General features: G+C 49.5%; 28 protein-coding genes. 11 read left to right on the top strand and 17 right to left on the bottom strand.

The genetic code is table 11. The features are described 5' to 3' along the window. The first annotated feature begins 180 nt into the window (after window positions 1-180). The gene (locus ACJJIO_RS02875) at window positions 181-642 is read left to right on the top strand and encodes a THO complex subunit 7 family protein (protein WP_444910085.1); all 462 of its coding nucleotides are present in this window, start codon (window positions 181-183) and stop codon (window positions 640-642) included. Window positions 643-749: 107 nt separating this feature from the next. Here the strand turns inward: ACJJIO_RS02875 and ACJJIO_RS02870 are convergent, their stop codons facing one another. From ACJJIO_RS02870 to ACJJIO_RS02840, 7 genes are all read right to left on the bottom strand, one after another. Then, window positions 750-1,475 carry a YoaK family protein gene (locus ACJJIO_RS02870; RefSeq protein WP_444910084.1) on the bottom strand — a complete coding sequence of 242 codons (726 nt, stop codon included), beginning with the start codon at window positions 1,473-1,475 and terminating at the stop codon, window positions 750-752. A 190-nt stretch (window positions 1,476-1,665) separates the two neighbouring features. Further along, entirely contained in the window at window positions 1,666-1,965 is a 300-nt protein-coding gene (locus tag ACJJIO_RS02865) for an alcohol dehydrogenase catalytic domain-containing protein (RefSeq protein ID WP_444885525.1), read from the bottom strand. Window positions 1,966-2,417: 452 nt separating this feature from the next. After that, window positions 2,418-2,951, bottom strand: coding sequence for a hypothetical protein (locus tag ACJJIO_RS02860; protein WP_444910083.1), 534 nt, complete (start codon window positions 2,949-2,951; stop codon window positions 2,418-2,420). A 355-nt stretch (window positions 2,952-3,306) separates the two neighbouring features. Continuing rightward, window positions 3,307-3,831, bottom strand: a complete 525-nt coding sequence (locus tag ACJJIO_RS02855) for a hypothetical protein (RefSeq protein WP_444910082.1) — start codon at window positions 3,829-3,831, stop codon at window positions 3,307-3,309. 276 nt (window positions 3,832-4,107) lie between these two features. Next, window positions 4,108-4,542, bottom strand: a complete 435-nt coding sequence (locus ACJJIO_RS02850; RefSeq protein WP_444910081.1) for a hypothetical protein — start codon at window positions 4,540-4,542, stop codon at window positions 4,108-4,110. 440 nt (window positions 4,543-4,982) lie between these two features. Further along, on the bottom strand, window positions 4,983-5,630 hold the full coding sequence (locus ACJJIO_RS02845) for a type 1 glutamine amidotransferase (protein ID WP_444885521.1): 648 nt from the start codon (window positions 5,628-5,630) through the stop codon (window positions 4,983-4,985). A gap of 1 nt (window position 5,631) precedes the next feature. Beyond that, window positions 5,632-6,279, bottom strand: coding sequence for a hypothetical protein (locus ACJJIO_RS02840; RefSeq protein ID WP_444910080.1), 648 nt, complete (start codon window positions 6,277-6,279; stop codon window positions 5,632-5,634). A 133-nt stretch (window positions 6,280-6,412) separates the two neighbouring features. Between ACJJIO_RS02840 and ACJJIO_RS02835 the strand changes: the two genes are divergently transcribed. Continuing rightward, window positions 6,413-7,315, top strand: a complete 903-nt coding sequence (locus ACJJIO_RS02835) for a LysR family transcriptional regulator (protein ID WP_444910079.1) — start codon at window positions 6,413-6,415, stop codon at window positions 7,313-7,315. A gap of 42 nt (window positions 7,316-7,357) precedes the next feature. Here the strand turns inward: ACJJIO_RS02835 and ACJJIO_RS02830 are convergent, their stop codons facing one another. Continuing rightward, a complete protein-coding gene (locus ACJJIO_RS02830) occupies window positions 7,358-7,975 on the bottom strand; it encodes a hypothetical protein (protein WP_444898639.1) in 618 nt (205 codons plus the stop codon). A gap of 238 nt (window positions 7,976-8,213) precedes the next feature. Here ACJJIO_RS02830 and djlA point away from each other — a divergent pair, with 238 nt between their 5' ends. From djlA to ACJJIO_RS02815, 3 genes are all read left to right on the top strand, one after another. Next, complete coding sequence (gene djlA, locus ACJJIO_RS02825; protein WP_252085261.1) at window positions 8,214-8,996, top strand: co-chaperone DjlA; 783 nt, start codon at window positions 8,214-8,216, stop codon at window positions 8,994-8,996. Between the two features lie 162 nt (window positions 8,997-9,158). Continuing rightward, on the top strand, window positions 9,159-9,467 hold the full coding sequence (locus tag ACJJIO_RS02820) for a BolA family protein (protein WP_444910078.1): 309 nt from the start codon (window positions 9,159-9,161) through the stop codon (window positions 9,465-9,467). Between the two features lie 611 nt (window positions 9,468-10,078). Further along, window positions 10,079-10,978 (top strand): OmpW/AlkL family protein, encoded by a 900-nt coding sequence (locus tag ACJJIO_RS02815; RefSeq protein WP_444910077.1) that lies wholly within the window; start codon window positions 10,079-10,081, stop codon window positions 10,976-10,978. A gap of 103 nt (window positions 10,979-11,081) precedes the next feature. Here the strand turns inward: ACJJIO_RS02815 and ACJJIO_RS02810 are convergent, their stop codons facing one another. The 3 genes from ACJJIO_RS02810 to recQ form a co-directional block, all read right to left on the bottom strand. Further along, a complete protein-coding gene (locus ACJJIO_RS02810) occupies window positions 11,082-11,354 on the bottom strand; it encodes a hypothetical protein (protein WP_444910076.1) in 273 nt (90 codons plus the stop codon). Between the two features lie 123 nt (window positions 11,355-11,477). Then, the gene (locus ACJJIO_RS02805; protein WP_444910075.1) at window positions 11,478-12,989 is read right to left on the bottom strand and encodes a CoA-acylating methylmalonate-semialdehyde dehydrogenase; all 1,512 of its coding nucleotides are present in this window, start codon (window positions 12,987-12,989) and stop codon (window positions 11,478-11,480) included. Between the two features lie 161 nt (window positions 12,990-13,150). Continuing rightward, entirely contained in the window at window positions 13,151-14,956 is a 1,806-nt protein-coding gene (gene recQ, locus ACJJIO_RS02800) for a DNA helicase RecQ (RefSeq protein WP_444910074.1), read from the bottom strand. A gap of 163 nt (window positions 14,957-15,119) precedes the next feature. Here recQ and ACJJIO_RS02795 point away from each other — a divergent pair, with 163 nt between their 5' ends. After that, window positions 15,120-15,551 (top strand): hypothetical protein, encoded by a 432-nt coding sequence (locus tag ACJJIO_RS02795; protein ID WP_444885514.1) that lies wholly within the window; start codon window positions 15,120-15,122, stop codon window positions 15,549-15,551. Window positions 15,552-15,553: 2 nt separating this feature from the next. On the opposite strand, the gene ACJJIO_RS02790 is transcribed toward ACJJIO_RS02795, so the two are convergent. Then, a complete protein-coding gene (locus ACJJIO_RS02790; protein ID WP_444910073.1) occupies window positions 15,554-16,345 on the bottom strand; it encodes a glutaminyl-peptide cyclotransferase in 792 nt (263 codons plus the stop codon). Between the two features lie 9 nt (window positions 16,346-16,354). On the opposite strand from ACJJIO_RS02790, the gene ACJJIO_RS02785 reads away from it, so the two are divergent. Further along, complete coding sequence (locus ACJJIO_RS02785; RefSeq protein WP_444898634.1) at window positions 16,355-16,987, top strand: DUF502 domain-containing protein; 633 nt, start codon at window positions 16,355-16,357, stop codon at window positions 16,985-16,987. A gap of 50 nt (window positions 16,988-17,037) precedes the next feature. Here the strand turns inward: ACJJIO_RS02785 and mnmC are convergent, their stop codons facing one another. The 4 genes from mnmC to ACJJIO_RS02765 all read right to left on the bottom strand — a co-directional run bounded on the left by mnmC (window position 17,038) and on the right by ACJJIO_RS02765 (window position 20,681). Further along, a complete protein-coding gene (gene mnmC / locus ACJJIO_RS02780) occupies window positions 17,038-19,017 on the bottom strand; it encodes a bifunctional tRNA (5-methylaminomethyl-2-thiouridine)(34)-methyltransferase MnmC2/FAD-dependent 5-carboxymethylaminomethyl-2-thiouridine(34) oxidoreductase MnmC1 (protein WP_444910072.1) in 1,980 nt (659 codons plus the stop codon). Between the two features lie 13 nt (window positions 19,018-19,030). Beyond that, window positions 19,031-19,570: a flavodoxin FldB gene (fldB, locus tag ACJJIO_RS02775; RefSeq protein WP_444885510.1), complete on the bottom strand. Its 540-nt coding sequence runs from the start codon at window positions 19,568-19,570 to the stop codon at window positions 19,031-19,033. Between the two features lie 12 nt (window positions 19,571-19,582). Then, window positions 19,583-20,056 (bottom strand): tRNA (uridine(34)/cytosine(34)/5-carboxymethylaminomethyluridine(34)-2'-O)-methyltransferase TrmL, encoded by a 474-nt coding sequence (trmL, locus tag ACJJIO_RS02770; RefSeq protein WP_444910071.1) that lies wholly within the window; start codon window positions 20,054-20,056, stop codon window positions 19,583-19,585. A gap of 94 nt (window positions 20,057-20,150) precedes the next feature. After that, the gene (locus ACJJIO_RS02765) at window positions 20,151-20,681 is read right to left on the bottom strand and encodes a glycine cleavage system transcriptional repressor (protein WP_252085273.1); all 531 of its coding nucleotides are present in this window, start codon (window positions 20,679-20,681) and stop codon (window positions 20,151-20,153) included. A 130-nt stretch (window positions 20,682-20,811) separates the two neighbouring features. Here ACJJIO_RS02765 and ACJJIO_RS02760 point away from each other — a divergent pair, with 130 nt between their 5' ends. The 4 genes from ACJJIO_RS02760 to ACJJIO_RS02745 all read left to right on the top strand — a co-directional run bounded on the left by ACJJIO_RS02760 (window position 20,812) and on the right by ACJJIO_RS02745 (window position 22,883). Continuing rightward, a complete protein-coding gene (locus tag ACJJIO_RS02760) occupies window positions 20,812-21,111 on the top strand; it encodes an MTH1187 family thiamine-binding protein (protein ID WP_252085274.1) in 300 nt (99 codons plus the stop codon). A 22-nt stretch (window positions 21,112-21,133) separates the two neighbouring features. Further along, window positions 21,134-21,946: a class I SAM-dependent methyltransferase gene (locus ACJJIO_RS02755; protein WP_252085275.1), complete on the top strand. Its 813-nt coding sequence runs from the start codon at window positions 21,134-21,136 to the stop codon at window positions 21,944-21,946. Between the two features lie 81 nt (window positions 21,947-22,027). Next, entirely contained in the window at window positions 22,028-22,252 is a 225-nt protein-coding gene (locus ACJJIO_RS02750; protein ID WP_444910070.1) for a YheU family protein, read from the top strand. After that, entirely contained in the window at window positions 22,245-22,883 is a 639-nt protein-coding gene (locus ACJJIO_RS02745) for an alpha/beta family hydrolase (protein ID WP_444910069.1), read from the top strand. Before ACJJIO_RS02750 ends, ACJJIO_RS02745 begins: the two co-directional genes overlap by 8 nt. Here the strand turns inward: ACJJIO_RS02745 and ACJJIO_RS02740 are convergent. Beyond that, window positions 22,858-23,148: an antibiotic biosynthesis monooxygenase family protein gene (locus ACJJIO_RS02740; RefSeq protein ID WP_444888536.1), complete on the bottom strand. Its 291-nt coding sequence runs from the start codon at window positions 23,146-23,148 to the stop codon at window positions 22,858-22,860. The two genes, ACJJIO_RS02745 and ACJJIO_RS02740, sit on opposite strands and share 26 nt — an antisense overlap. Window positions 23,149-23,204: the final 56 nt, after the last annotated feature.

Raw genomic sequence — 23,204 nt, 5'->3', positions numbered from 1 at the left:
AAAATACGGCTCCCTAGATCCCTGAATACTTTTAAATGGCTTCTTACTACATATTCTCTCAAGAGCTGCGTAGGTAGTATTAATGGGTGCTCGATACGATTCATTTTGAGTTAAGGTTTTTTGCGCTATATTCCTTCCCGATTTTGGCTTGTAATAAGAAATTTTACTGGAAGTAAGACCATGCGTAGTTTGCCGCTTTTAATTTCCCTTGCTCTGTTTTCCTCTCCTCTACTGGCCCACGACAATCATCGCACCGCTGAAGATCTGCACGAGATTAAAAGAGAGATGGTAAAACTTCGCAAAGAAGTACATGCCCTGAAGGATGAAAATCAAGAGGCGGATGAAATGCGCAAACTCAAGAAAGAGGTTGTCAGGTTGCGCAAAGATATTCGCTCCATGCAGGATCTGATTGTGGACCTACAGGCCCTGGTAGAAGGTCAATCTAACAATGCCCAACCAGATGTTGTTCTCCATCCAGTAAAGGAACGCCCCAGATGGGCCTGCTATATGAAAGATATGCGGGCTGGCGGTATGCACTCCAAAGGGTTTTCTGAGGTAGAGGCCAAAGGCAAACTACTGGAAACCTGTTCTACACGGGGCGGTGTTTGTTTTGAAAATAGAATTACCTGTTCAGCTGAGTAGTATTGGATTAACTTCAGTTTAAGGGGGCGGAGAGGGGGTTGTGCGCAATGGAGTTCCACAATACCGCCTCTTCAATCTTATTGGAAAAAGATCACTGGCTCACTACCTTATGAGTTGGCTTTAGGCGACCTATCATATCCCCTGCTTAATAGCGTCGCTAATAAAATCAGCAATACTGGTAATACCAGAGAGGGAAATCCCCATAACTGATAGCCGATAGTGCCGAGAGTGACACCGGAGATAAAGCTGAATATCACTCCGGAATAATATTTGGCTTTGGTGAATGCCTGAGGATAGGGTGTATCCTCCGACTGTCTTTTTGTTCGGTAGTTATCCAGTATTTCAAAAGCCGCAGCGAAGAAATTAGTGGCGTTCCCTGTCATAAAGTGCGTGGGTGCCTTCTTGTTGAGGACCCTGAAAAATATAGTGCTGTGAAGAGACAAAGCGGCAATTGCAAAAAAAGAAACAAGGAAAGTGTTTGCGGCGTATGGCGAGGTAAGTCTTCCTGCATAGCTGCCAATAACAAAGAAGAGAAATATCAGGCCGCTCTCTATAAAGAGCATAATAGTTGCTGTGTTCTTTTTTTGAAAATTTAATCTCTTAATCAGATAGATCCAGAAAATTTGCAGTACAATAAAAGCTGAAAGAATAAAGAGTTTAATAATGTAATTGGGGTTGTTGATGGCAAAGTCGGTAATCGATAGCACAATTGTGCCAGTAATAAAGGTAGTAAAGCTGGTAAATAGACCCAAAACGCAGATTGCTTCCGCAAAGCCTGCAACAAATGCGAGGATATGTTCGATATTTATTGTGACCTGAGGCGCTTCATCCATGCTGTAGTGATCTCCAGTTGCGTGATAAGTTTCGGCTGATGTTGCCTGTTTCTGGGGGCCTTTAGGTGCAAGCGCCAGGAAAATCTTACCGCCGGTTTTAATGTTAATTCCTTTTTACGTACTTTAACCACATTTTGTTCATTGGCTACGGCGTACTTACTAAAGGAAGATTGCCCAAGGGAACGGTCGTTTAGCGTCCTCCCCCGCTGGTCGGAAAACGCATGGCAACCATCGGTCCGAGGTCTATAAAAGTTCCGATCGAGAAAATTATATAGCAGGCTGGATGACCAGAAATACACTCCCTGCAACTACTGTATAAAAGAAAAATAAGGACGGCATGATCCTCCGGAGTCACTTTGATTATCCAATCTTCAACCGCTTCTACAATTCCCGCCCACTCATAACCGAATACAATAGGATGTGCTACTAAATAGTTTTGATCGCGGGCAATTGCGTCGGTGTGGCAGGTGCCAGTGGCGACAATTCTCACCAACCTTTACTTTTCAATTAGTTTTGTCGGTCTTGCCTGCTCTAAAACAAAAGGGCTGCCAGGCGATCTTCCCGCGGCCGCCGTAAATGCATTTCCCACTCGATCAGTCCCTGCCACTTCTTCCTCGTTTATTAAAGTGTCGCAATGCTTAAGAAGATTGTGTTAAGACGTGTCAGATTAATTGCCTAGTTTAAGGCTAGATTGGGAGAGTGCGGTGACCAAGGCAATAGGTGGCCAGTCATTACTTGGGGTTGGTCATAAATAGAGGGAAGCTTCAGTGAGTCACTTGAAAGGTTTTAACGCCTGATTTTTGAGGTGAAATCTATGTAATAAAAATTTATTGTCTGCTATTTGAATATGATGCGGCCCTTGCTGGTTGCCTAAGATCTAATGAACGCTAAATCCTAGCCAACGATAGAGGGCCGCTCAATCCGCATATTTTTACTATGCGTTTATTCTGCTGCTACCATAATTACCAGCGTACCCATAAAAGGGCTGTCAGCAGCTCTACCTTCCCACTGGGCGGGAGGGATGGCAATATCAAATCTTGCATTATCATTTGCACAATTATTGGCTTGAAGAAGATTCCCTGTTACGGGGACATCGGGCTGAACTAGCCCGCCTTGTCCTTGAGTGCTGTTTGAGAATGCAACTTCGTATAACATGGTGTTTGCACCGGCAGCACTGGGTGTGAGAAAAAAGTTAGGGTCTGAACCAGCATTGGCAAATGTAATACTAAAGGTTGTAAAAGTCCCAGTTCCTGCGACACAAAATGTATCTGAGCCAGTAGCATCCATTCCTGAATTAGGAGGAGGGGCTTGGATGGGTACATTATCTACATTTTCTATTTGAATGGCGTTTCCATAATTCAAGGTGATCGTGCTTTGTGCGCTGGCGGTTGCCTGAGATAGTGCAGATGTCGCTGAACAGAGCGTCAGGCTAAATAAAGCGGTCGATAAAAATGTCTTGGAGGTGAAGAGGTTCATCAGATACTTCCTTGCGTAAAAAACAGCAACACTTCTGTTGAGGAAAACCAAAACACATGACAAGCCTAGAAGCTTGGTGAGGAGGTCTTGGTTTAAAAATAATAGCTGCTAATCCTGGCGTGTGAATTGGAAAGGGGCGGTTTTAAAAGGTGAGGATGATGATTGTTAGTCGTTAGAGGCCGTTGTTTTTTTTTGGTGATTTTTCAAGGTGATACTGCACCAGGGGTGGTGCAGTATTATTTTGTATTCATGTTTGGAATAATTTATAGGTTGAGTTTGAGATTGGTTTCTTTCTGCTTGAAAAACGTTTGTTTAGGTTTATATCCTGCTTCGCTGTGCCAAATAACTATCGGATTTATTCCGATTCCACAGTGATCAATAACCTGCCCCTAAATGGCGCCATGCCTGCCACAGGTTCCCACTCTGAAGCAGGTACTAAAACGTTGAAAAGCGCATTGTTATTCATGCAGTTGTTTGCTTGGAGTGTATTGTTGGTGATAGGTACGCCAGGTAACGCTGTAATTGGTGCGCCCCCCGAGGTGGCATTTAGAAAATATACTTGATAGTTTAGTTCTGCTCCTTGCCTACCTCGCAGGGTAAATGGTGTTCCAGGGCCTGTGCCTAAACCTGTAAATATAATACTGAAGGCTGGGAATCCATCGCCGGCAACACAGAATAAATCTGTGCCCTGGGCGGGGGCTCCAGGAGTTGGGTTGAGGTTTATATTGTCTACATCTTCTATTGTAATGAATTCATTGATTGTGAAAGAGATTATACTTTGTCCGCTACCCTGTGCCTGTGATAGTGAATATGGGGATGAGGTGGCTGTGAAAAAAAATAAAATTGCTAGCATGGATTTTTTTAGGGTATAGAAGCTCATTGAGAATTCCCTTTAGTAAGAGCAGTGGCGTCTCTGTTATATTGACGGTTAATGATGAATAAGCACAGGGTTCGGCCAATAATGTGTATCTAAAGCTTTTGGTGGTTACTTTTAGAGAGTTTTGAGTGGGGTGTTTTTAAATGGTGCTTTTGAGTTTTTTGATAAATGTAGGTGGTGTTATTAATATTTTTCATGCGGGTCTAATCCAATCTTTCCTTATGGTCAATGGCTGCACCAGAAATGAGTCCTGGCGCAACCAACAGCAAAAAACGAAAATTATTCTGCAGTTACCGTTAACTGCAGCATGCCAGTAAATGGACCGTCTCCCTGTCTTAAATCCCATTCAAAAAAGGGAATTTCAATATCAAATTTCGCATTGTCATCCACGCCTGGGTTTGCGCAGACACTTGCTTGTAGCATGTTCCCTGGGATGGGCATATTGGGTGTGACGGGTATTCCAAAGCCAGGGCTCAGATCATTTTTAAAAAACACGTTGTAAAAAATTGGCCCAGTTGCATTGGCGCTTTCCAGTCTAAAGTCTGGGCCAGTGGTGGATGGGTTGAAAAACTCAATAGTAAAGTTGTTAAATCCAGTGCCGGCAACACAGAAGAAATCTACACCTACTGCTGGGTTCGGGGCTACGGGGTCTGCAATGGTGACAGGGTCAACAAAAGCAATATCAATTGTTTCCATAAAGGTCAGCGTGATCATGCTGATTTCGAAGTCTGTGGCTTGGGATAATGCCGTTGAGGAGGAGCCAAGCGCTATCCCAGCGGCGGCTATAGAGGCCAATAGTTTGGGGGTGAAAATCTTCATTTGTAACTTCCTTGTAAAAAACAATAACACTTATATCAAAGTGCCAAAGCAGTTTGCGAAAGAGATATAGTCAGGGTGCTTTGGCTAGAAAATGATAGCCATAAAAAATAAAAAGGTGGTGTTTTGGTTGTGCTTTTAGAAATAAATAGGGAAGTATTTACTAGTGGTTGAGAGTGTTTTCCTACTTTTTAAATATGGTTGTTAGCCATTTTAATAACGTTGGTCTTGGTTTGGTTGTGGTGGCAATCAGGTGGGAAGGGTTAACTAGTTTATAGGAAAAATTTCTTATTCTAAGAAATCGCCAGATATAATTTAGGCTGTAATCTATTTAAGAGTCATTTATTTGACAGTTCTTTAATAAAGTGCTGGTTTAGTAGCTTAAAGAGCGCCTTGCGACTGGCGCTGTGATTGTTCACGCTGGAACCGTGTTTCTGGAAGTGCTCTGGGAAAAGCCGTACGACCTGTTGTTGTGACCACTCCAAGTGGAATTGTAAACCGAGTACGTTTTCTCCATATAGAAATGCCTGATTCGGGCAGAGCGCAGAACTGGCCAAGTGCTTGGCGCTTTTAGGGATGTCAAAAAAATAGCTGTGTGCTTGGAATACTTTGTTTAAGGTTAGGGCTTCAAGTGTTGTCCAGTGGATTGGGTGCCAACCTAGTTCTTCCTGCTTCATTGGTTTGATATCGGCACCCAGTGCATGAGCAAGAATTTGTGCGCCAAGACAAATGCCCACAATGGGGACTTGCCGATTAATAATACTTTTTACCCAGTGTATTTCATCGGCAAGCCAAGGTAGAGAGATGTGATCTTTTACGTTCATCATACCTCCTAAAATAATCACTCCTCTAAAGCCCGTATTGGGTAATGTTGAGATCTGTGGGTTGATAAGAATTGTCGGAATCTGGCGTTGACTCGCCCAATCTGCAATATATCCAGGCCCTTCATGTTCTTCATGCTGGATAATAAGAATTGGCTCTTGCATTTTATTGGAAGTCCCGTGTTTCCAAATAAACTTGTCGACGAAAAGCAATACCTGCTTCTTTGAGAGCTTCAGGCCAATTTTTTTCTGATATAGGAAGTTTGCTGCCGGTATCTATGGATTTGGATACAGTTGCTTTTGCTGTAACTTCGACGATTTGGTCAAAACTTGGCGGGGAGGCTATTTCATGAATAAGTAGACTCGTGTCGCCCAGATGCACCAGGCGGTAATGACCATTCTTTTTACGGGAAAGGGGTAGGTCTAATAGCTTGTCGGTTACCGTGAATTCTATCGAGCTAAGCAGAATTTTGCCTTTTCGCTCAAAGTGGCCATTAAATACTTCGCCGCTAAAGAGGCCTAACTTACCGTTGCGCAAATGGTTTAAAGAGAAAACTTCAGGCTTGAGAGAGATAAGCGGCGTGTTCTGGGTCAGATTCATCATTTCTTTCTTATTTTTAGATTCCAAAGCAAGAATAAGCTGATGGCCGTGGCGTTTACCGTGAAGAGGCATATGCGATGCAATAAGTTGCCCGTTAACTGAAAATAACGCCATTCCGTGAGTGCCAATGGAATCGTCTGCATAACTGATTGTGGAGATCATGGTTAAGACAGCTGTGATGGTAATACTCCAGAGCCTATTAAGCGTGATCATAAATTATTCAGCTCCTGATCTTTACGGGTTAGCGGCAGGGTTTGCTATTAAACCTCTGCGTACTTGGCAGCAAGCGATTCTAGACGTACATTAGTTACGAATCGATTCATTTTGGGTGGCTTTTGATTCCAATATGGAAATAGAAGATCTTGAAAAATTCCTTGTTATTGCCGCGACAGAAAACCTGCAGCGCTCGGCAGACCGTTTAGATACAACGCCAGGGGCCTTAAGTAAGGTTTTACGTCGCCTGGAGACGGCGCTGAATACTCGTGTGTTCGATCGGGTAGGTAAGCAAATCCGACTCAATGATGCTGGTCGCCGGCTGCAAGATAAAGCGGCTGAAATCACTTCCATTGCACGCCAGGTGCACTTTGAACTGGGTGAGCTAGGAAAGTTTTCGGAGTGTCGGATAGCAGCTCCAGCAGTCTTGCAATTGACTTGGGCTGCTTTTATTCAAAGCAAGCTGGCAGAGGTCCACCCAAAAGCCTGCCTTTCATTAACTTCCGCCTATGAATCCTTGGCCCTGAGAATGTTGGTTAGGGGAGAGGTGGATTTGGCCATGATTACCGGTGCGCTGTTGGGGCAGGTCCCCGCCCAGATAGCAACGCGTAAGCTGGGTACAGAAAGCTTGTGTGTTGTCGCGGGCCCCGGCCACCGATTGGTTTCTGGGGAGTGGGCAAATGCGGAAGTGCCAATCGAAGTTGTCCAGCAGTATCCCTTTGCGGCCCCTAGAATCTCTCCTTTCTGTGGCGAGGAAAGGGGTATTGGCAGTGACGGGTGGGGGGATAACCTACCTGTACGTAAGGTCCAGGTTGTGGTAAATGATTACGGTGTATTGTGCGGCCTGGTAAAAACAGGACAGTTTCTTGCCTTATTGCCAGAGGGGCTGGCAGAGGATATCGGTGGGGCAAAAATCGATGTTGCTGGCAACTTTACTGAGCCCAGAGAAGAGATTTTTATTGCTTGGCGAGGGGTAAGTGATGGCTGGTTAGAGGATTTGGCTCAGGCCCTCTCAGGAATTGAGGGGCTCAATTAGCGCCCCTCTTATTTGGCTTTACCAGGGGTTAACTTTTAGGGGTTAACTAGAAGGTGCCTGGGGTGGGCAGGGCGTTCCCGCGGCTATCCAGCCTTTCAATGCCTCAACTAGCTTGCCGTGGGGGATATTGACGGGTTCTCGTTTACCCCCAGGGTTCCATCCCCATAAAGCTAGGGGGTTCTCACTCATAAACAGCATCAATTGCTCTGGGGAGCGACCGCCATTGTCCTGGGGAGTGGTTAACAGCGCACAGATTTGGGCCGAGGACATACGAGACCAATTAAGGGTTATTGGAGCCATGGCCCAACCGGGTGCACCGGGTGCGCCTGTCACGGGATTGTTCTGGTCAGAGTGACAGTTACTGCAGCGCATTGTCCCCATCCCCATATTTTCGGGTCCTCGCTCAACCCGGGGTACATGGGGGGAGCCCTGATTGATAAGTGGCAATTCCAGCTGGTGACAGTTTAAGCAGCGGGGGTGCAGGAGAACTTCGACAATCGTCTCCCAGTCTTGATGGCCAGTATTATCAACCTGGGAAGTTTGTGACTGGCTATCCTGACCGGTAGTGTCCTGTCGGTTTCCACATCCTGTAAATACCAGTAATAAAAGAAGACTTATTGTTATGTGGCGCAATAAGTCTACCTCTTGCCGCAGTTTCATTTAGCTGTTCCTCATTTCCTATGAGAATGCCCTGTACATCATTGTGGCAGATAGCGGGGGACTGTTAGGCAACTAAATGTACCTGGCAGTGATCGAAGTGACGGCTTAATGTGAGGCTCATTTGACCTTCTGGTCACGCCTATCCGTTGACGCTCTCTTACACGTGGTAAGATAGGCCGGATATAAATGTTTGATTTAGATGACAGTGGAGCGCTATTCGGCGCTCAGAGGAGAGAATATGTCCTGGTTAGGGGCGGGTATCGGTGCCGGATTTGGTTTTATGTTTGGGGGCCCTATTGGTGCGGCCTTGGGTGCCTGGATAGGTAGCTCCTTTGGTTCTGGCCTCAAACGCCTGGGTAATGCCGCAGCGGTTCTAAATAGGGAAGGGGCCCAGAAAGTTTTTATCGTTACCCTGTTTTCCATGCTGGCGAAGATGGCTAAGGCGGATGGCCAAGTATCCAAAGCAGAAGTTCAGCTGATTGAGGATTTTATTCAGAATAATCTTCGTCTGGGCGCTGAGGATCGCAAGCATGCCATCAAGATTTTTGAGAATGCGAAAACGGATAAGTACAGCATTTACGATTACGCCAAACAGTATCGGATGTTGGTGCAGAATCAGGCGATGCGGGAAATGGTTTATCGCCTTCTATTTGCAGTGGCGTATGCCGATGGTGAATTACATGCTTCTGAAGAGGTAATTCTCAGGAAAATTACCGCGGATCTTGGTTTACATGAATCGCTTTTTGATGCCATGCAAAATCAATTTGGGCATGGGAGGGGAGGCAGTGCTTCCGATCTTCAGCAGCATTACGCAGTGCTTGGTTGCACTGAGGAAACTAGCGATAAGGATTTAAAGCTGGCCTATCGCCGCAAGGCTGCTGAGTATCACCCTGATAAGATCGCTTCCAAGGGGCTTCCAGAGGAGTTTATGCGTCACGCTGAAGATCAGATGAAGAGTATCACCGTTGCGTATGAGGCGATTGTTGATGCACGAAAGAGTAAGGCAAAAGTTGTCAGTTAATCTTGACGTGACATTAGCGTATTAGAGCTTGCCAAGCAGCTGGATAATCTGTTGGTAATTTAGCGGTTTGCTCTGGCTAGATATTACATAGGTTGATTGTTTAAGCTCAATTTTTGAATCTAAAACCCTGCATTATTATCTGGAACACTGCGAAGAGAGTTTATGAGTCTTGCAAAGCAAATTGAAGAAAAGTTAACTGCCAATTTCCATCCCCAATTTATTGAGGTTCAATGCGAAAGTCATTTACATAATGTCCCGGCAGGATCTGAAATGCACTTTCGCGTGGTGCTTGTGAGTGAGGTTTTTGATTCCGTTCGAAAAGTCCAGCGTCATCAAAAGGTTTATGCGACGCTTGCGAGTGAAATGGCTGGCCCGATCCACGCCCTTGCTCTTCATACTTATGCGCCGGATGAGTGGGATGGTGATGCTCCACAAAGCCCTGAATGCCAGGGTGGCAGCAAGAAAGGGTAAGTAGCAGCAGAGTTTAGGTAGCAAACTATAGAGTTTTTTTGCGAATTTAACCTGCTATTTCTTGCAGGTTTTAGTGACGCTCCTTCCTCAGAAGTACACTATGGGTTGGGGCGTTTGAGATCAAAAAGTTGGCTGGAGTTCCACTGGATTGAATAGCCTGAATCACTTTCACCAGTAAAGTCACAATTTCCCTGTGTATCTGTTTGTTGTTTCTTATTTACCTTTTACCGGCTAATTAACCTCTGTGTGCGTCCAGTTGGATTTTACTTCTCCCGAAATATCATAACTTACGCTTTCCGGCGTCTTTGTCTTTTTCTTTGAGTGAGAATATTTCAGCTCCTGTTCAAAATAGGTTGTGGAATTTGAAGCAGTGGATGTTGTCCAAATTTGCAGTGCAGTAATAATGGGTGTCGTTGGTTTTCTTTTGGAAGCAATACCAATATGTAAATTTCAACGACAAAAGATATTTTGTGTGCCATAAAAACGTAGAATTATATTTGAGCGCCAACATTTGTTTGTTTTTTCTACATCTGTGATTTCGTGCGACTAGACTGACCATTGATTGGGCTGATTGCTGTTTGATCTGCTGAATATCAATGGAGTTACCACAAATGAAGATGACGCGTATTCTGATCCCCGTTATGACGCCCCTCGCCTTAGCAATCTCTAGTGTCGCTTCGGCAGGACCTGCTGGCTATGCCCCACCACCCCCTCCTCCTACCCAGGAGTTTAAGATACGGATTGGCGGTTCATACTGGTCACCAAACTCAGACAATGTAACCTTTGCTGATCGGTGGCTTGATTTTTATGATGATGATGACGATGACTATCATCGTTTCCGTGATTGGGGTGCCTTCCGAACCAATCTTGATCCAGATGGCGAGTGGGGTTGGTTTATTAATGCTGAATGGAAGCCTACCGATCACTGGAGTGTTTCACTGAGTTTCCAGCAAGGCGATCGCCATACTGGTGGTAGTCGTGACCCCTGGCTTTATCGTTTTTGGCATGATGACTGGGATGACGATATATTATTTGATCGTCGTCGTCGCGGTGATTTTGCTCGTTGGAAGCCCCAAACGACTGCTGCATATCTGAATTGGTATCCACTGGATCCCAGCTGTTTGGTGCAGCCTTATATGGGCATCGGTATTAACTATACCGACTTTAGTGATGAGCGCCTAAGACACTGGGGCTTCTGGCATCGTGATGATGACAATAATCTGGTTTTCCGTGACTGGGATGGCCGTGTGAATTTTGGCGATAGCTGGGGTTATACATGGCAAATTGGTGTTGATTTCACCTTTGGTCACGATAGTAGCTGGCTGATCAATCTGGCGGCTATTTACTATGATGTGACTACCGATGTTGAAGTTGATACCTTCTATCGCAACTTCCGTGATGATGATGATGACTTCGGTCGCTTTTGGGAGCACAGATTCGGTGGCGACTACGAGTTTGATCCCTGGGTGTTCCAAATCGGTGTAGGCTATAAGTTTGATTTCAACTGGTAATCACTCTTATCCTTTGAAAAGGGGCGCGTTGCGCCCTTTTTTAATGGTTTTATAAATATTTGGAGGGTGAAGTTGAGGTTATTCTGAGTTGTGTTTAGCGACTTTAACCTAACCTTCTTCCGTACCTGCTGCATTTATTTTTTCTAAATTTGTCTCGGTATTTTCGAATTTTTCCTTTCCATTCATCCATTTTTTTACCTGATCCGCCCTTTTTCCTTTTTTCCTGGTAGTGCTCAATTTTATTGCTCCAGCTTTGGCACTGTTTCAGCGTCGCACTCTGGGCTAGAGCTATAGAAGATGTAGAGAGCGTAAGCAAGAAAAAAGGTAAGGCTGAAAATACTTTTATTTTTATTTTTTTATGGGTTCTTTGAAACATATCTATCTCCTAAGATTGCTGGGCTTATGTTATTGCCGATACATCAAGGGAGGCTTGATTGTTTAGGTGGGGAAGGAGTGCTTAAACGGTTAAAGGGCGGGTATCCGCCCTTAACTTTAATAATTAGCCATTGCTAGGGAAACTGTATTGTGCACCCTCTCTCACCCCACTTGCCGGCCAGCGCTGGGTGATGGTCTTACGCTTGGTATAGAACCTTACAGAATCAGGTCCATAAGCGTGAAGGTCTCCAAATAAGGAGCGCTTCCAGCCGCCGAAGCTGTGGTGTGCAACAGGTACTGGTAAAGGCACATTGATGCCGACCATGCCTACTTTAATGTTGTCACTAAAGTAACGGGCTGCTTCCCCATCCCGAGTAAATAAACAAGTACCGTTACCGTACTCGTGAGCATCAATAATATTCATCGCTTCCTGCATGGTATCTACACGCATTACGCAGAGGACGGGACCAAAAATTTCACTGTGGTGTATCGCCATCTCCTCGGTAACACGATCAAATAGGCAGGCTCCCAGATAATTGCCACTTTCGTAGCCTGGAACCTTCATATTGCGGCCATCTACTACCAGCTCCGCGCCTTCTTCGATACCGGCACTGATTAAGCCTTCCACCTTGTTTAGGTGTGCTTGGGTAACCAAAGGTCCCATATCGTTTTGGTTGTTCATGCCATCGCCAATCTTTAGTTGGGCAATTTGCTCTTTAAGCTTTGCTACTAAAGTATTGGCTGTATCGTCGCCTACTGCGACGGCTACGGAAATTGCCATACAGCGCTCGCCACAGGAGCCATAGGCTGCGCCCATTAACGCAGCTACCGCATTGTCCAGGTCAGCATCCGGCATTATGATGGCGTGATTTTTTGCGCCACCGAAGGCCTGAACTCTTTTGCCGTGGGCAGTCCCCGTGGTGTAGACATATTCCGCAATAGGGGTTGAGCCAACAAAACTGACCGCTTGAATACGCTTGTCTGTCAGCAGTGTATCTACTGCCTCTTTGTCGCCGTTGACGATATTTAAAACCCCAGCTGGGATGCCAGCTTCGATACCCAGCTCGGCAATAAATAAGGCGCAAGAGGGGGTGCGTTCAGAAGGCTTTAAGATAAAGGTATTGCCGCAGGCAATCGCCATTGGCCACATCCATAGAGGCACCATGGCGGGAAAGTTAAATGGGGTGATTCCCGCACAGACGCCCAGAGGCTGGAATTCACTCCAGGAGTCAATAGCCGGGCCTACATTCTTACTATGCTCCCCTTTGAGCATCTCTGGGGCAGAGCAGACATATTCAATGTTCTCGATGCCCCGCTGCAGTTCACCCATGGCATCATTAAGTACTTTGCCGTGCTCCAGAGTGATCAGCTCGCAGATCTTCTCCGCATTTTCTTCCAGCAGGTCGCGCAAGCGGTACATGATGCGTACGCGCTTTGCTGTGGGTAGGTTGCGCCAGGCGGGGTAGGCAGCTTCTGCGGCAGAGATAGCCTCTTCAACGGTAGCTTTGCTGGCCAGCGCTACCTTGCCGATTATTTCATTAGTTGAGGGGTTGGTTAGGTCTTGTAGGCGAGGGTGCTGGGCTGAATCGTCGCTGGCAGATGGCTTGCCATTAATCAGGTGACCAATAACTTTCATGGTTTCCTCTCGTTGGGGATTTATACGTTATTTTTTACCTCTTTGTGCCTTTGTAACACAGGTAACCCCAGGTAGGAAAATTCATCAGTTGTTGCAGCCCGAAATAGAATGGACCTCTTGTACCACTTTAATTTCTTACTAATTTAATGAGTTTTTGGTCCTTAATCATGTTTGGGGAAGCCCCTAAGTACGGCGAGAAAAGCATCGCCGAAACGTTCCAATTTGCTATCGCCAACACCGGAGACGGCCAGGAGTTCACTGTGGGTTTGCGGGTGTGCTTTAACCATTCCGCGCAAGGTGGCATCGTGAAAGACGACATAAGGCGGCACCCCGCGCTCTTCGGCCAGTTGTTTACGGCAGCTGCGAAGTGCTAGCCAGAGGGGCTCCTCTTCTGGCTCTAGATCTTCCAGAACTGCCGTATTTCGGGTTTGCGCGCGAGGGACTTTCTTGGGGAGTTTGCGCAGTTGCAGTTTTTCCTCTCCGCGTAGTAATGGGCGGCAGTTTTCTGTGAGTTTGAGCCCCTGGAATTCACCTTCAACTTCCAAATAGCCTCTTACAATCAATTGGCGCACCACAGCCTTCCACTCACTGCCGCTGAAATCCTTGCCAATACCGTGGGTAGTGAGCTGGTCGTGGTTGAACTTGCGAACCTTTTCATTATCTGAGCCCCGCAGTACGTCAATGACATGACTGGCACCAAAGCGTTGTCCTGTGCGGTAAACGCAGGAAATCAACTTGATAGCGGCTTCGCTGCCATCCCAGGTAGCGGGTGGTTCCAGGCAGATATCACAGTTGCCACAGGGTTGCTCGAGAGTTTCAGCAAAATAATGCAATAGTGCCTGACGTCTGCAGCTGGTCATTTCGCATAGCCCTAGCATGGCATTGAGGCGTGTGCGTTCATGGCGTTTGTGCTCTTCACTACCTTCGGAAGATTCCACCATTTGTCCGAGTTTGACTACATCTTCCAGGCCATAGAGCAGTAATGCTATAGAGGCTTCTCCATCGCGTCCCGCTCGCCCGGTTTCCTGATAATAGGCCTCGACGCTTTTGGGCAGGTCTAGATGCACAACGAAGCGCACATCCGGCTTGTCGATACCCATACCGAAAGCAATGGTTGCGACTACGATTACCCCTTCCTCGCGTAAAAAGCGACGCTGATGTTCTGCGCGGGTTTCCGCCGGCAGGCCCGCATGATAAGGCAGGGCGGTATAGCCCTGCTGGTTGAGCCATTCGGCAGTATTTTCCACTTTGGCGCGGGACAAGCAGTACACGACGCCTGCTTGGCCTTCCTGTCCATTTTTTAGAAATTGCAGGAGCTGCCGTCGCTGGTTGTCCTTGGGCTCGATCCGGTATTGGATATTCGGCCGGTCGAAACTGCTCACAAAGTGCCGGGCGCTTTCCAAATCGAGGCGCAGGGCAATCTCCGCGCGGGTGCGTTTGTCCGCCGTAGCAGTCAGCGCTATGCGCGGTACTCTGGGAAACTGCTCGTGTAAACAGCTGAGTTGCAGGTAATCAGCGCGGAAGTCATGGCCCCATTGGGAGACACAGTGAGCCTCATCAATGGCAAACAATGAGAGTTCTACTCTCTGGAGAAGAGCCAAGGTTCTGGGTTGTAGCAGGCGCTCCGGGGCTAAATAGAGCAAGTCGAGTTCGCCGTAGAGCAACTGGCTCTCAATGGCCTGGGCCTCGTCATAGGAGATGGAGGAGTTGAGGTAGGCGGCTCGAATACCGGCTTCCTGCAGGGCTTCCACCTGATCCTGCATCAGGGCGATTAATGGAGAGATCACCACGCCGCAGCCGGGCCTGGCCAAGGCAGGAATCTGGTAGCACAGAGATTTGCCGCCTCCGGTGGGCATAAGTACCAGGGCGTCATCGCCGGCCATTAGTGTATTGATTACCGTTTCCTGAGGATCGCGGAAGTGGGTATAGCCGAAGACGTGTTCGAGAATATTTTGTGGGGAATTCATGGCGGCGGAGTATACCCCGCGTAGCGACTTTGTGCGGTGGGTTTTAGGATGGGGTTGCCTTGAAATACCGTGCAATGGCAGCTTAGGAGTTGTGACTGAATTCACGGGTTATAATCACATCTCACCCCGCATCTCATCACAGCGATCGCCTAAGGATAGGTCTATGCGCACATTGATCGTGCTTTTTGTGTTGTGGTTGACAGTTCTGGCCGGGCTTTCTGGCTGTTCCTCTAGTGCTCCGCGTAGTTTTGCGCAATCTGTTGTAGCGGATACTCATCTGGGCTGGCGGCCAGCACCGGAGAATCAGTTAGTTTTCTCCCTGGCGACAGTTTCCGGTGTCGCGCAGGTCGAGCTGCAGCCGTTACCGGAGCAATTTACTCTGGTAACTTTGGAGCTCCCCGGGATGCGCAATGTGGAGGGGATTCAATGGCAGGGTGAAGAGGGGGAATCCACCATGCTTTACGATGGGCAAGCCGGGCTTGATGGCGTCAGCTTGCAGAGTCGCGATCATGGCTTTCGGCTGCAGTTGCAGCTCTCCTCTATGGACTACTTGCGCAATGGTGGTGTGCTGACGGTGATAGACCGCAGGCGCTAACTTTATTGGACTGTGCTTTTTCTAAACCCCAGCCCTTCAGGCCGGATTAGGTAGAGTTGTTTCCAAAATTTTCCTGTTACCCAGAGCCCATTTCGCTTCTTATCCCAGGCGATCCCATTGGCAACCGTGTCAGGGTGTTTACGGACATCGGGATTTAACCGATTCAGGTCAACAGCACCGCGCACTTCTCCGCTTATGGGGTCTATGGCGATGATGCGGCTGTCTTGCCAGATATTGGCCCAGATCAGGCCCTCGGCGAATTCCAGCTCATTCAGATTCGACCAGACCTCCCCGGCGCCATGCACTTTGACCTGGCGCTTGACTTCAAAAGTATCTGGATCGCGGTAGGTCAGTTTATTACTACCGTTACTCATAATCAGGGACTCACCGTCACTGGTAAGGCCCCAACCCTCTCCGCTGTATTGCTTAACCTCCAAATGTTGTAGGTTGCTGGCATTGTAAATATGCAGCTCACCGGCTTTATAAGTCAGTAGGTAGAGCTTTTCGCCCAGAACAGTAAGACCTTCGGCAAATAGTCTGCCCGGCAACCACTTTCGCCTTACAGGTTTTTCACTGGGGTCGGTATACTCGGCAAGCCAGGAACGACGGTAGAGGCCACTGCTTTCCCACCAGCGCTGGCCATCGAAATAAAGCCCCTGGGTGAAATGATTCCCACCACGTTGACGCTCCTCCAGAATGGAGAAGGGGGTTGCCTTCAATTGTGCTTGTGCTGCTATTGGCAGCAGGCAGGATAAGAGCAGCAGTATGTAGCTGCGGATAGTAAGTCGGTACATCAATTATCTATGACCAGAGTAAAAACCTTTGTCACCTTGACCCTTTTGGGTGGTTTGGCGGTAGTGCTGCCCATCGCAATCTTAGTACTTTTATTCCAGTGGCTGTTTGGCCAGGTCAGTGAAATTGTCGCCCCCGCCGTTACTTGGCTGGAAGCCCATACGGAGTTTAAGGATACCCTCGCCAGACTTGTGGTGATAGCACTGATTCTTGGGGGCTGTTTCTTGATTGGTCTATTGGTAAAGACCAGCATTGGTAACTGGCTACACCGCCATGTTGACCACTGGCTTGGTCGCCTGGCACCTGGGTATAGCACTATTAAAGATTTGGTTGTGCAATTTATTGGCGGTGGTGGTGAGGGGGTGCTTTCCGGGCCTGTGGCTCGGGTGCGTATCCACGGTGCAGATAATCCGCTTGCGGTAACGGCGATAGTGACCTCTCAGCATGCCAATGGTGAGATGACGGTTTACGTGCCAACGGCTCCAGTACCCACTTCGGGTTTTGTTTTCCATGTGCCGGCGGAGTGTGTGGAAATACTGCCCGGTGTTAGCGTTGAGGCTGCCATGAAAACCATCGTGGCCTGTGGCGCCGGTAGCGCTAGCCTGCTGGCCCCACCGGGGAGGCCTCAGGCAGGCAAAGTTTAGGGAGGGGCGCTTAAAAGCTTTGCGATAAGAGGAGCCTAAGCCCCACTCGACTAGCGATTTTTACCCAGGTTGCGGATGGCAAAGCGCGCTGGATGCAGGGCTTTCGCCAGATCTGCGCTAACAGGTAGGGGCCCGCCCATAATCCAGCTGGCGAGTAATTCGGCGGTTAGCGGTGCGTAGGTAAAACCGCGGGAGCCCAGGCCGCCCATTACATAGAGTCCCGCCTGATAATCTGAGTGCTCGGGGATGAATAATTTGCGGTTTTTACGCAAACTTGCGTAAGTGTTGTCCATGGATGCCCAGTCGGGAATTGGTCCGGCAACTGGCAAGTAATCCGGTGTAGCGGCGCGCAGTGCGGCGCGGCCATTGAAATCCTGGCTGGAGAATTCCTCGGCAAAGTGTGGCAGCAGTTCTGCCAGTGTCTGCAGGTTCTCCTTGTGTTCACTTTCCCGTAACTCTGTGGCGGTTTCCTTGAGCTTGAAGGTGGCGCCGAAGCTTTGGCGCCCCTCGTGGGCCGGAGTGATATAGCCCTCGCCACAGAGGGCAATTTTTAATTTTGTGGAGGTCTCTGTGGCGCGCACTCGGGAGACCTGGCCGCGTATTGGCCGCAGGGGCAGGGCTTCAGCCGGTGCAAAGCTGCGAATATCATTGGCTCCACAGAGAATCAGCGCCTCCGTTTCTATCTCTTTTCCTTCTGTACGCAGCAGCCACTTGTCATCTTGGCGAGTCAGTGTTTCTACAGCGCGACCCTGATAACGGGTGATGTTTCGGTGTTCCAGTAGCGCAGCACATACCTTTTGGGGTTCCAGCCAGCCCGCATCGGGGAAGTAAAGCCCGTCAAAAGGAAGATCTACGCCGGCTAGCTGACTGGCCTCCTCACAAGAAGCCGTTCGAGCCAGGTTTTGTCCTTGGTGCTTAGCCAAGCTAGTGGCGATCTGCTCCTGTAGCAGCCTCTCCTTATCACTCTGAGCCAGTTGTAAGAGGCCGTTAAAATGTGCGAGCTGAGGGCATTGTTGCTTGTAATATCGCTGGGCGAACATCAGGGCATGCAGGTTGAAGTCTCCATTTGGGCCCGGTTTGGGGGAGAGCTTGCCGTAGAGTATGCCCTGGTCGTTGCCGGAGCCGCCGCTGCCGGGGGCAGGTCCGCGCTCAATAATTTGTACTTGTACACCGCGCTCTGCGAGTGCTCTGGCAATGGTGGCGCCGGAAATACCGCCACCGATCACTGTGGCAGATTGCGGATGCTGTGCTTCGGTGCTGGGTAGGTGCCAGGGGGTGCTGTGCTGCTGGCAGTCGTGTAACTGCTCCAGGGTGCCGCACAGCATTTCCCGCTTGCTGCCAAATCCCGCTACTTTGCGCAGGGCGAAGCCCGCCTCGCGCAGGCCACGCTTAACCAGCCCCGCACAGGTAAAGGTGGCGAAAGTGGCGCCAGGTTGACTCAGGCGGGCCATATTGGTGAATAGCTCTTCAGTCCACATGTCAGGGTTTTTGGCCGGCGCAAAACCATCCAGAAACCAGGCATCGACGTACCGATCGCGGTTCTCTTGTTGTAAGCGCAGGCTTTCTAAAGCCTGGCTGGCCTCCCCAATAATCAGGGTCAGTTTTACTGGACCGAACTGCAGGCGGTGAACACCTTCGGCCAATAATGGCGGGTAGGCTTCAATCAGTAGCTGGGAGTAGGGCTGCAGTTGTGGCCATAGTGCCAGGGCGCGCTGCAAATCCTGGGGGTGCAGGGGGAATTTCTCCACACTAATAAAGTGGAGCTGCGCATTTTTCGGAGCGGTTTTCTGCCATAGCTCCCAGGCGGCGAGAAAGTTTAAGCCGGTGCCAAAGCCAGTTTCGCCGATCGTAAAAGTGGCATTCTCGGGCAGGGTCGCCCAGCGCTTCGCCAGGGCATTTTGTTGTAGGAATACGTAGCGGGTTTCCTCCAGACCGGAGGCTGTGGAGAAATAGATATCGTCATAGGCGCGAGACAGGGGTTGACCGTCTTCGCGCCACTGGATGTCCGCGTGTTTGCCGGATTTGCTCACTTCACTACTATCCTCAGGCTCCGTCCTTAAGACCGAATTCATGCATTACCTGGTCACACCAGCGGCCAATACGCTCTTCACTGAGGTCAAATTCATTCTCTTCATCGAGGGCGAGGCCGACAAATTGGCTGCCATCTTCGGTCAGTCCTTTGGATTCCTCAAATTCATAGCCCTCGGCAGGCCAGTAACCTACGGCGCGGGCGCCGCAGGCGAGCAGTTGGGCATGCAAATAGCCCAGGGCATCCTGGAACCACTGTGGATAGCCTTCCTGGTCCCCGAGCCCAAACAGAGCAAAAGTCTTACCGCTCAGATCGAGCTCGGCCAGGTCGTCCCAGATATTCTCCCAGTCTTCCTGCAGTTCACCGTAATCCCAGGTGGGAATGCCAAATAGTAGGAAATCGTAGCTTTCGGCCAGGGCAATATCCGCTTCGGCTACGTTGTGTAGGTCGATCCACTGGGGGCCAATGTATTGGCGGATTTTTTCTGCAGCCATTTCGGTGTAGCAGGTGCTGGAACCGTAAAACAGGCCTATTGGAGCTTGGGAGCTTGGCATAACAAAAAATTCTTACTGCTGGTCTATGGCGCCGTTGAAGTCGAGCTGTCGCCAGGCTTCATAGATCACAATGGCGGCGGCGTTGGATAGGTTGATACTGCGGCTCTCTGCGCGCATAGGAATGCGCAGGGTGTTCTCTGGACCCACCACTTGTAGAAACTCCGCCGGCAGGCCGCGAGTTTCGGGGCCAAACACAATCGCATCGCCGTCTTGGTATTCCACTGAGGTATGGCTGTGGCTGCCTTTAGTGGACAGGGCCAACACCCGCGAAGGTTTCTCACTATCGACAAAAGCCTGCCAGTCTGGGTGTCGAACCACGCGGCTGTATTCACTGTAATCAAGCCCGGCGCGGCGCAGGCGTTTGTCGTCCATATCGAAGCCAAGGGGTTCGATTAGGTGTAACTCGGCGCCAGTATTGGCGCAAAGTCGAATAATATTGCCTGTGTTCGGGGCAATTTCCGGTTGGAATAGAACAATTTTGAACATTACTTGGCGGATGCCCTGGAGCGGTACTATCTAGCTTGAATGATTTGAGCCGGGCGGTGGGCCCGGCTCCGCATGGCAGCGGATTATTCCACAATTAGAGGGGGGTGGCGATCTCCTCGCAGTCGATCTCCACCCCCAGCTCATTGGCGATCTGGTCGAGTTCGTCGCGCAGGCCATCGAGATCCATATCTTCATCCACATTGATCTTGCACTCGGCAGTAAACAGAGGCTCGCCACTCCACGGAGTACTACTGTAAGTAGTTTCCAACTGATCCATATTGATATGGTGGGCGCTGAGTGCGCGGGATATTTCCCGCACAATACCGGGGCGGTCGTTGCCTACCAGCTTCAATGTCAGTGTCTGTTGAGGCTTAGTGGAAACGGCGATCGCGTCTTCAACGATCAGGTTATAGCCATCCTGGGCGAGGCTAGTGAGGGCGACCTTTAAGCCTTGGGTTTTGTCACCGGGAACAGCAACGCGCAATATACCGGCAAATTTTCCGGCAAAATGGGCCATATGGCTGTCTTCCCAGTTGCCACCGTTATCCGCAATGACTGCAGAAAGCTTTTCCACAACACCGGGCTTATCGTTGCAGATCATGGAGATAACGAGATGCTGTTGCATATAGTGTTCCTTTGCTTCAGTGGAGACGTATCATTTGCATTGTAATAGGATCTCGTCGGATAACTCTATCGTCCAATCTCAAAGCCATTTTTCTTTTCCCGGCAACAGGTAACTTAGCGAGGGACTGTCAATGAAGGTCATTGCCGATTTGTGCGTGATACCCATGGGTGTGGGGGTGTCTGTCAGTAGGTATGTTGCGGAGTGTGAAAAAGTACTGGTGGAAGCGGGACTGACACACCATCTACATGCCTATGGCACCAACATAGAAGGGGACTGGGATACGGTGATGGCTGCGGTAAAAACCTGCCATGAGCGAGTACACGCGATGGGCGCCGATCGCATCACTACCAGTCTGAAATTGGGAACCCGTATAGACCGGGAACAGTCATTACAGGATAAGATCGACAGTGTGCGATCGAAGCTGGATTAACGATAACAACACAGGAACGATTATGACGATCAATATCAAGAAATCTCTGCTCGCTATGGCCGGCGCTCTGGCCCTGGCTGGTGGCGCCCAGGCTGCCGACTTGAATTCTGTCATTCAGGGGGATCACCGCAGCAAAGAGTACGTTGCGCGAGACCAGTACCGTAACCCGGCAGAAACCCTGGAATTTTTGGGCATTAAGCCAGATATGACGGTAGTGGAGGTTACTCCTGGCGGTGGCTGGTACACCGAAATCCTAGGGCCCTACCTGGGCAAGAAGGGCAAGCTCTATGCAGCGCACTTCCCCGAGGATAGCGAGTCTTCTTACTATCAACGTTCTTTGAAAAGCTTTAAAGACAAGCTAGCTGCCGACAAGAAGGCCTATAAGAATGTCGTAGTGACCGAGTTTTCACCGCAAACCGGCCGTGAGATAGCCCCAGCAGGTAGTGCCGATGCGGTGGTGACTTTCCGCAACGTACACAACTGGATGTACCGCGGTTATGAAGATAAGGCTTTTGCCAGCTTTTACAGCGCTCTGAAACCCGGCGGTGTTCTCGGTGTGGTTGAGCATCGCGCCAAGCCTGGTACCAGTAAAGAGGATATGGTCAAGAGCGGTTATGTGACTCAGGAGTATGTTATCGAAGCAGCCAAGAAGGCTGGTTTTGAGTTGGAAGAGAGCAGTGAGGTCAACGCCAACCCGAAAGATAGCGCCAAGCACCCGAAAGGTGTCTGGACTTTGCCACCCTCTCTCCGCTTGGGCGATGAGGACAAAGACAAGTACCTGGCCATCGGCGAGAGCGACCGCATGACCCTACGCTTCCGCAAGCCAAAATCCTAAGTTTTAACAACCATTTACCAATACAGGTAAACACCGGGAGCGGCGTTCGTCGCTCCCATCTCACCCGGATATGAAAGTTGTATGATCATTCCCTTTGCGCAGTTGGATTCCAACACTTTGCAGAACCTATTGGAAGAGTATGCTACCCGTGAGGGCACCGAGTATGGTGAGCGCGAGGTGGAACTACAGGAGAAGGTGGCTAGCCTGCGCCGTCAGTTGCAGTCCGGTGACGTGGTAATTTGGTTCGATCCCGGCGAGGAGACCGTCAATCTGGTGCTGGCTGAGGATCTGCCTACCGATGTCTGAATACCTTATTGATGTGCCCCAAGCCCCTCAAGCGCGCTTTCTGTTTGCCCATGGTGCCGGTGCGCCCATGGACAGTGAATTTATGCAGACGTTGGCCGCTGGGTTGTGTGAGCAGGGTATCGAAGTGGTGCGTTTCGAGTTTCCCTATATGGCCCAGCGCCGCAGCGGAGGTGGCAAGCGGCCGCCTAACACTATGTCGCAGTTACAGGAGAACTTTAACGCCCAGATTGAGCAGTTTGCCGGTGATTTCCCCCTGTTTATTGGGGGCAAGTCGATGGGAGGGCGGGTAGCGAGCCTCCTGGCCAATGACAGCTATGCGCAGGGGGTGGTTGCCGGACTTATCTGCCTGGGGTATCCATTTCACCCCCAGGGCAAGCCGGAGAAGCTCCGCACTGAGCACCTGCTAGATTTTGCCTGCCCCACTTTGATTGTGCAGGGAGATCGCGATCCACTTGGCAGCCTTGCAGAGGTGAATACTTATGGATTGGCAGAGGCTATTGAGATTGAGTGGCTGGCCGATGGTGACCACGATTTTAAGCCCCGTCGCGCGAGTGGATTTACCCAAGCCCAACACTGGCAGACTGCGGTTGATAAAGTGGTGGGATTTATGCGGCGGTTTCCAGGATCGTGACGCGCTCTTCCCCCACTAGCAGTGGGGCCAACTGGGCCATTTGGGCGCGTCGCTCCTCGCTGGTGTACCAGTGTTGCCAATGCAGTTCTGACTGCCATTTAGACAGGGTAAAGCGGCGCAATGGATTGCCCTTTTCGATATAGGTCTGTCCCTCGATAAAACCGACGGTGCGGTAGGCACAGGTAAGGACTCTTCGTGCGGCCTCTTCGTAGCTGCTCTGCATTTCGGCGGCAATTTCTCGCTCTATCAATACATAGATCATCATCTCCCCACAATGCGATAGGGCCTAAATGGATTTTAGCGCGGCTGTCAGCGGAAGAG

This window comes from Microbulbifer mixtoriginis (SeqCode), from assembly GCF_052467235.1.
This window is presented reverse-complemented; position numbering and strand designations above follow the sequence as displayed.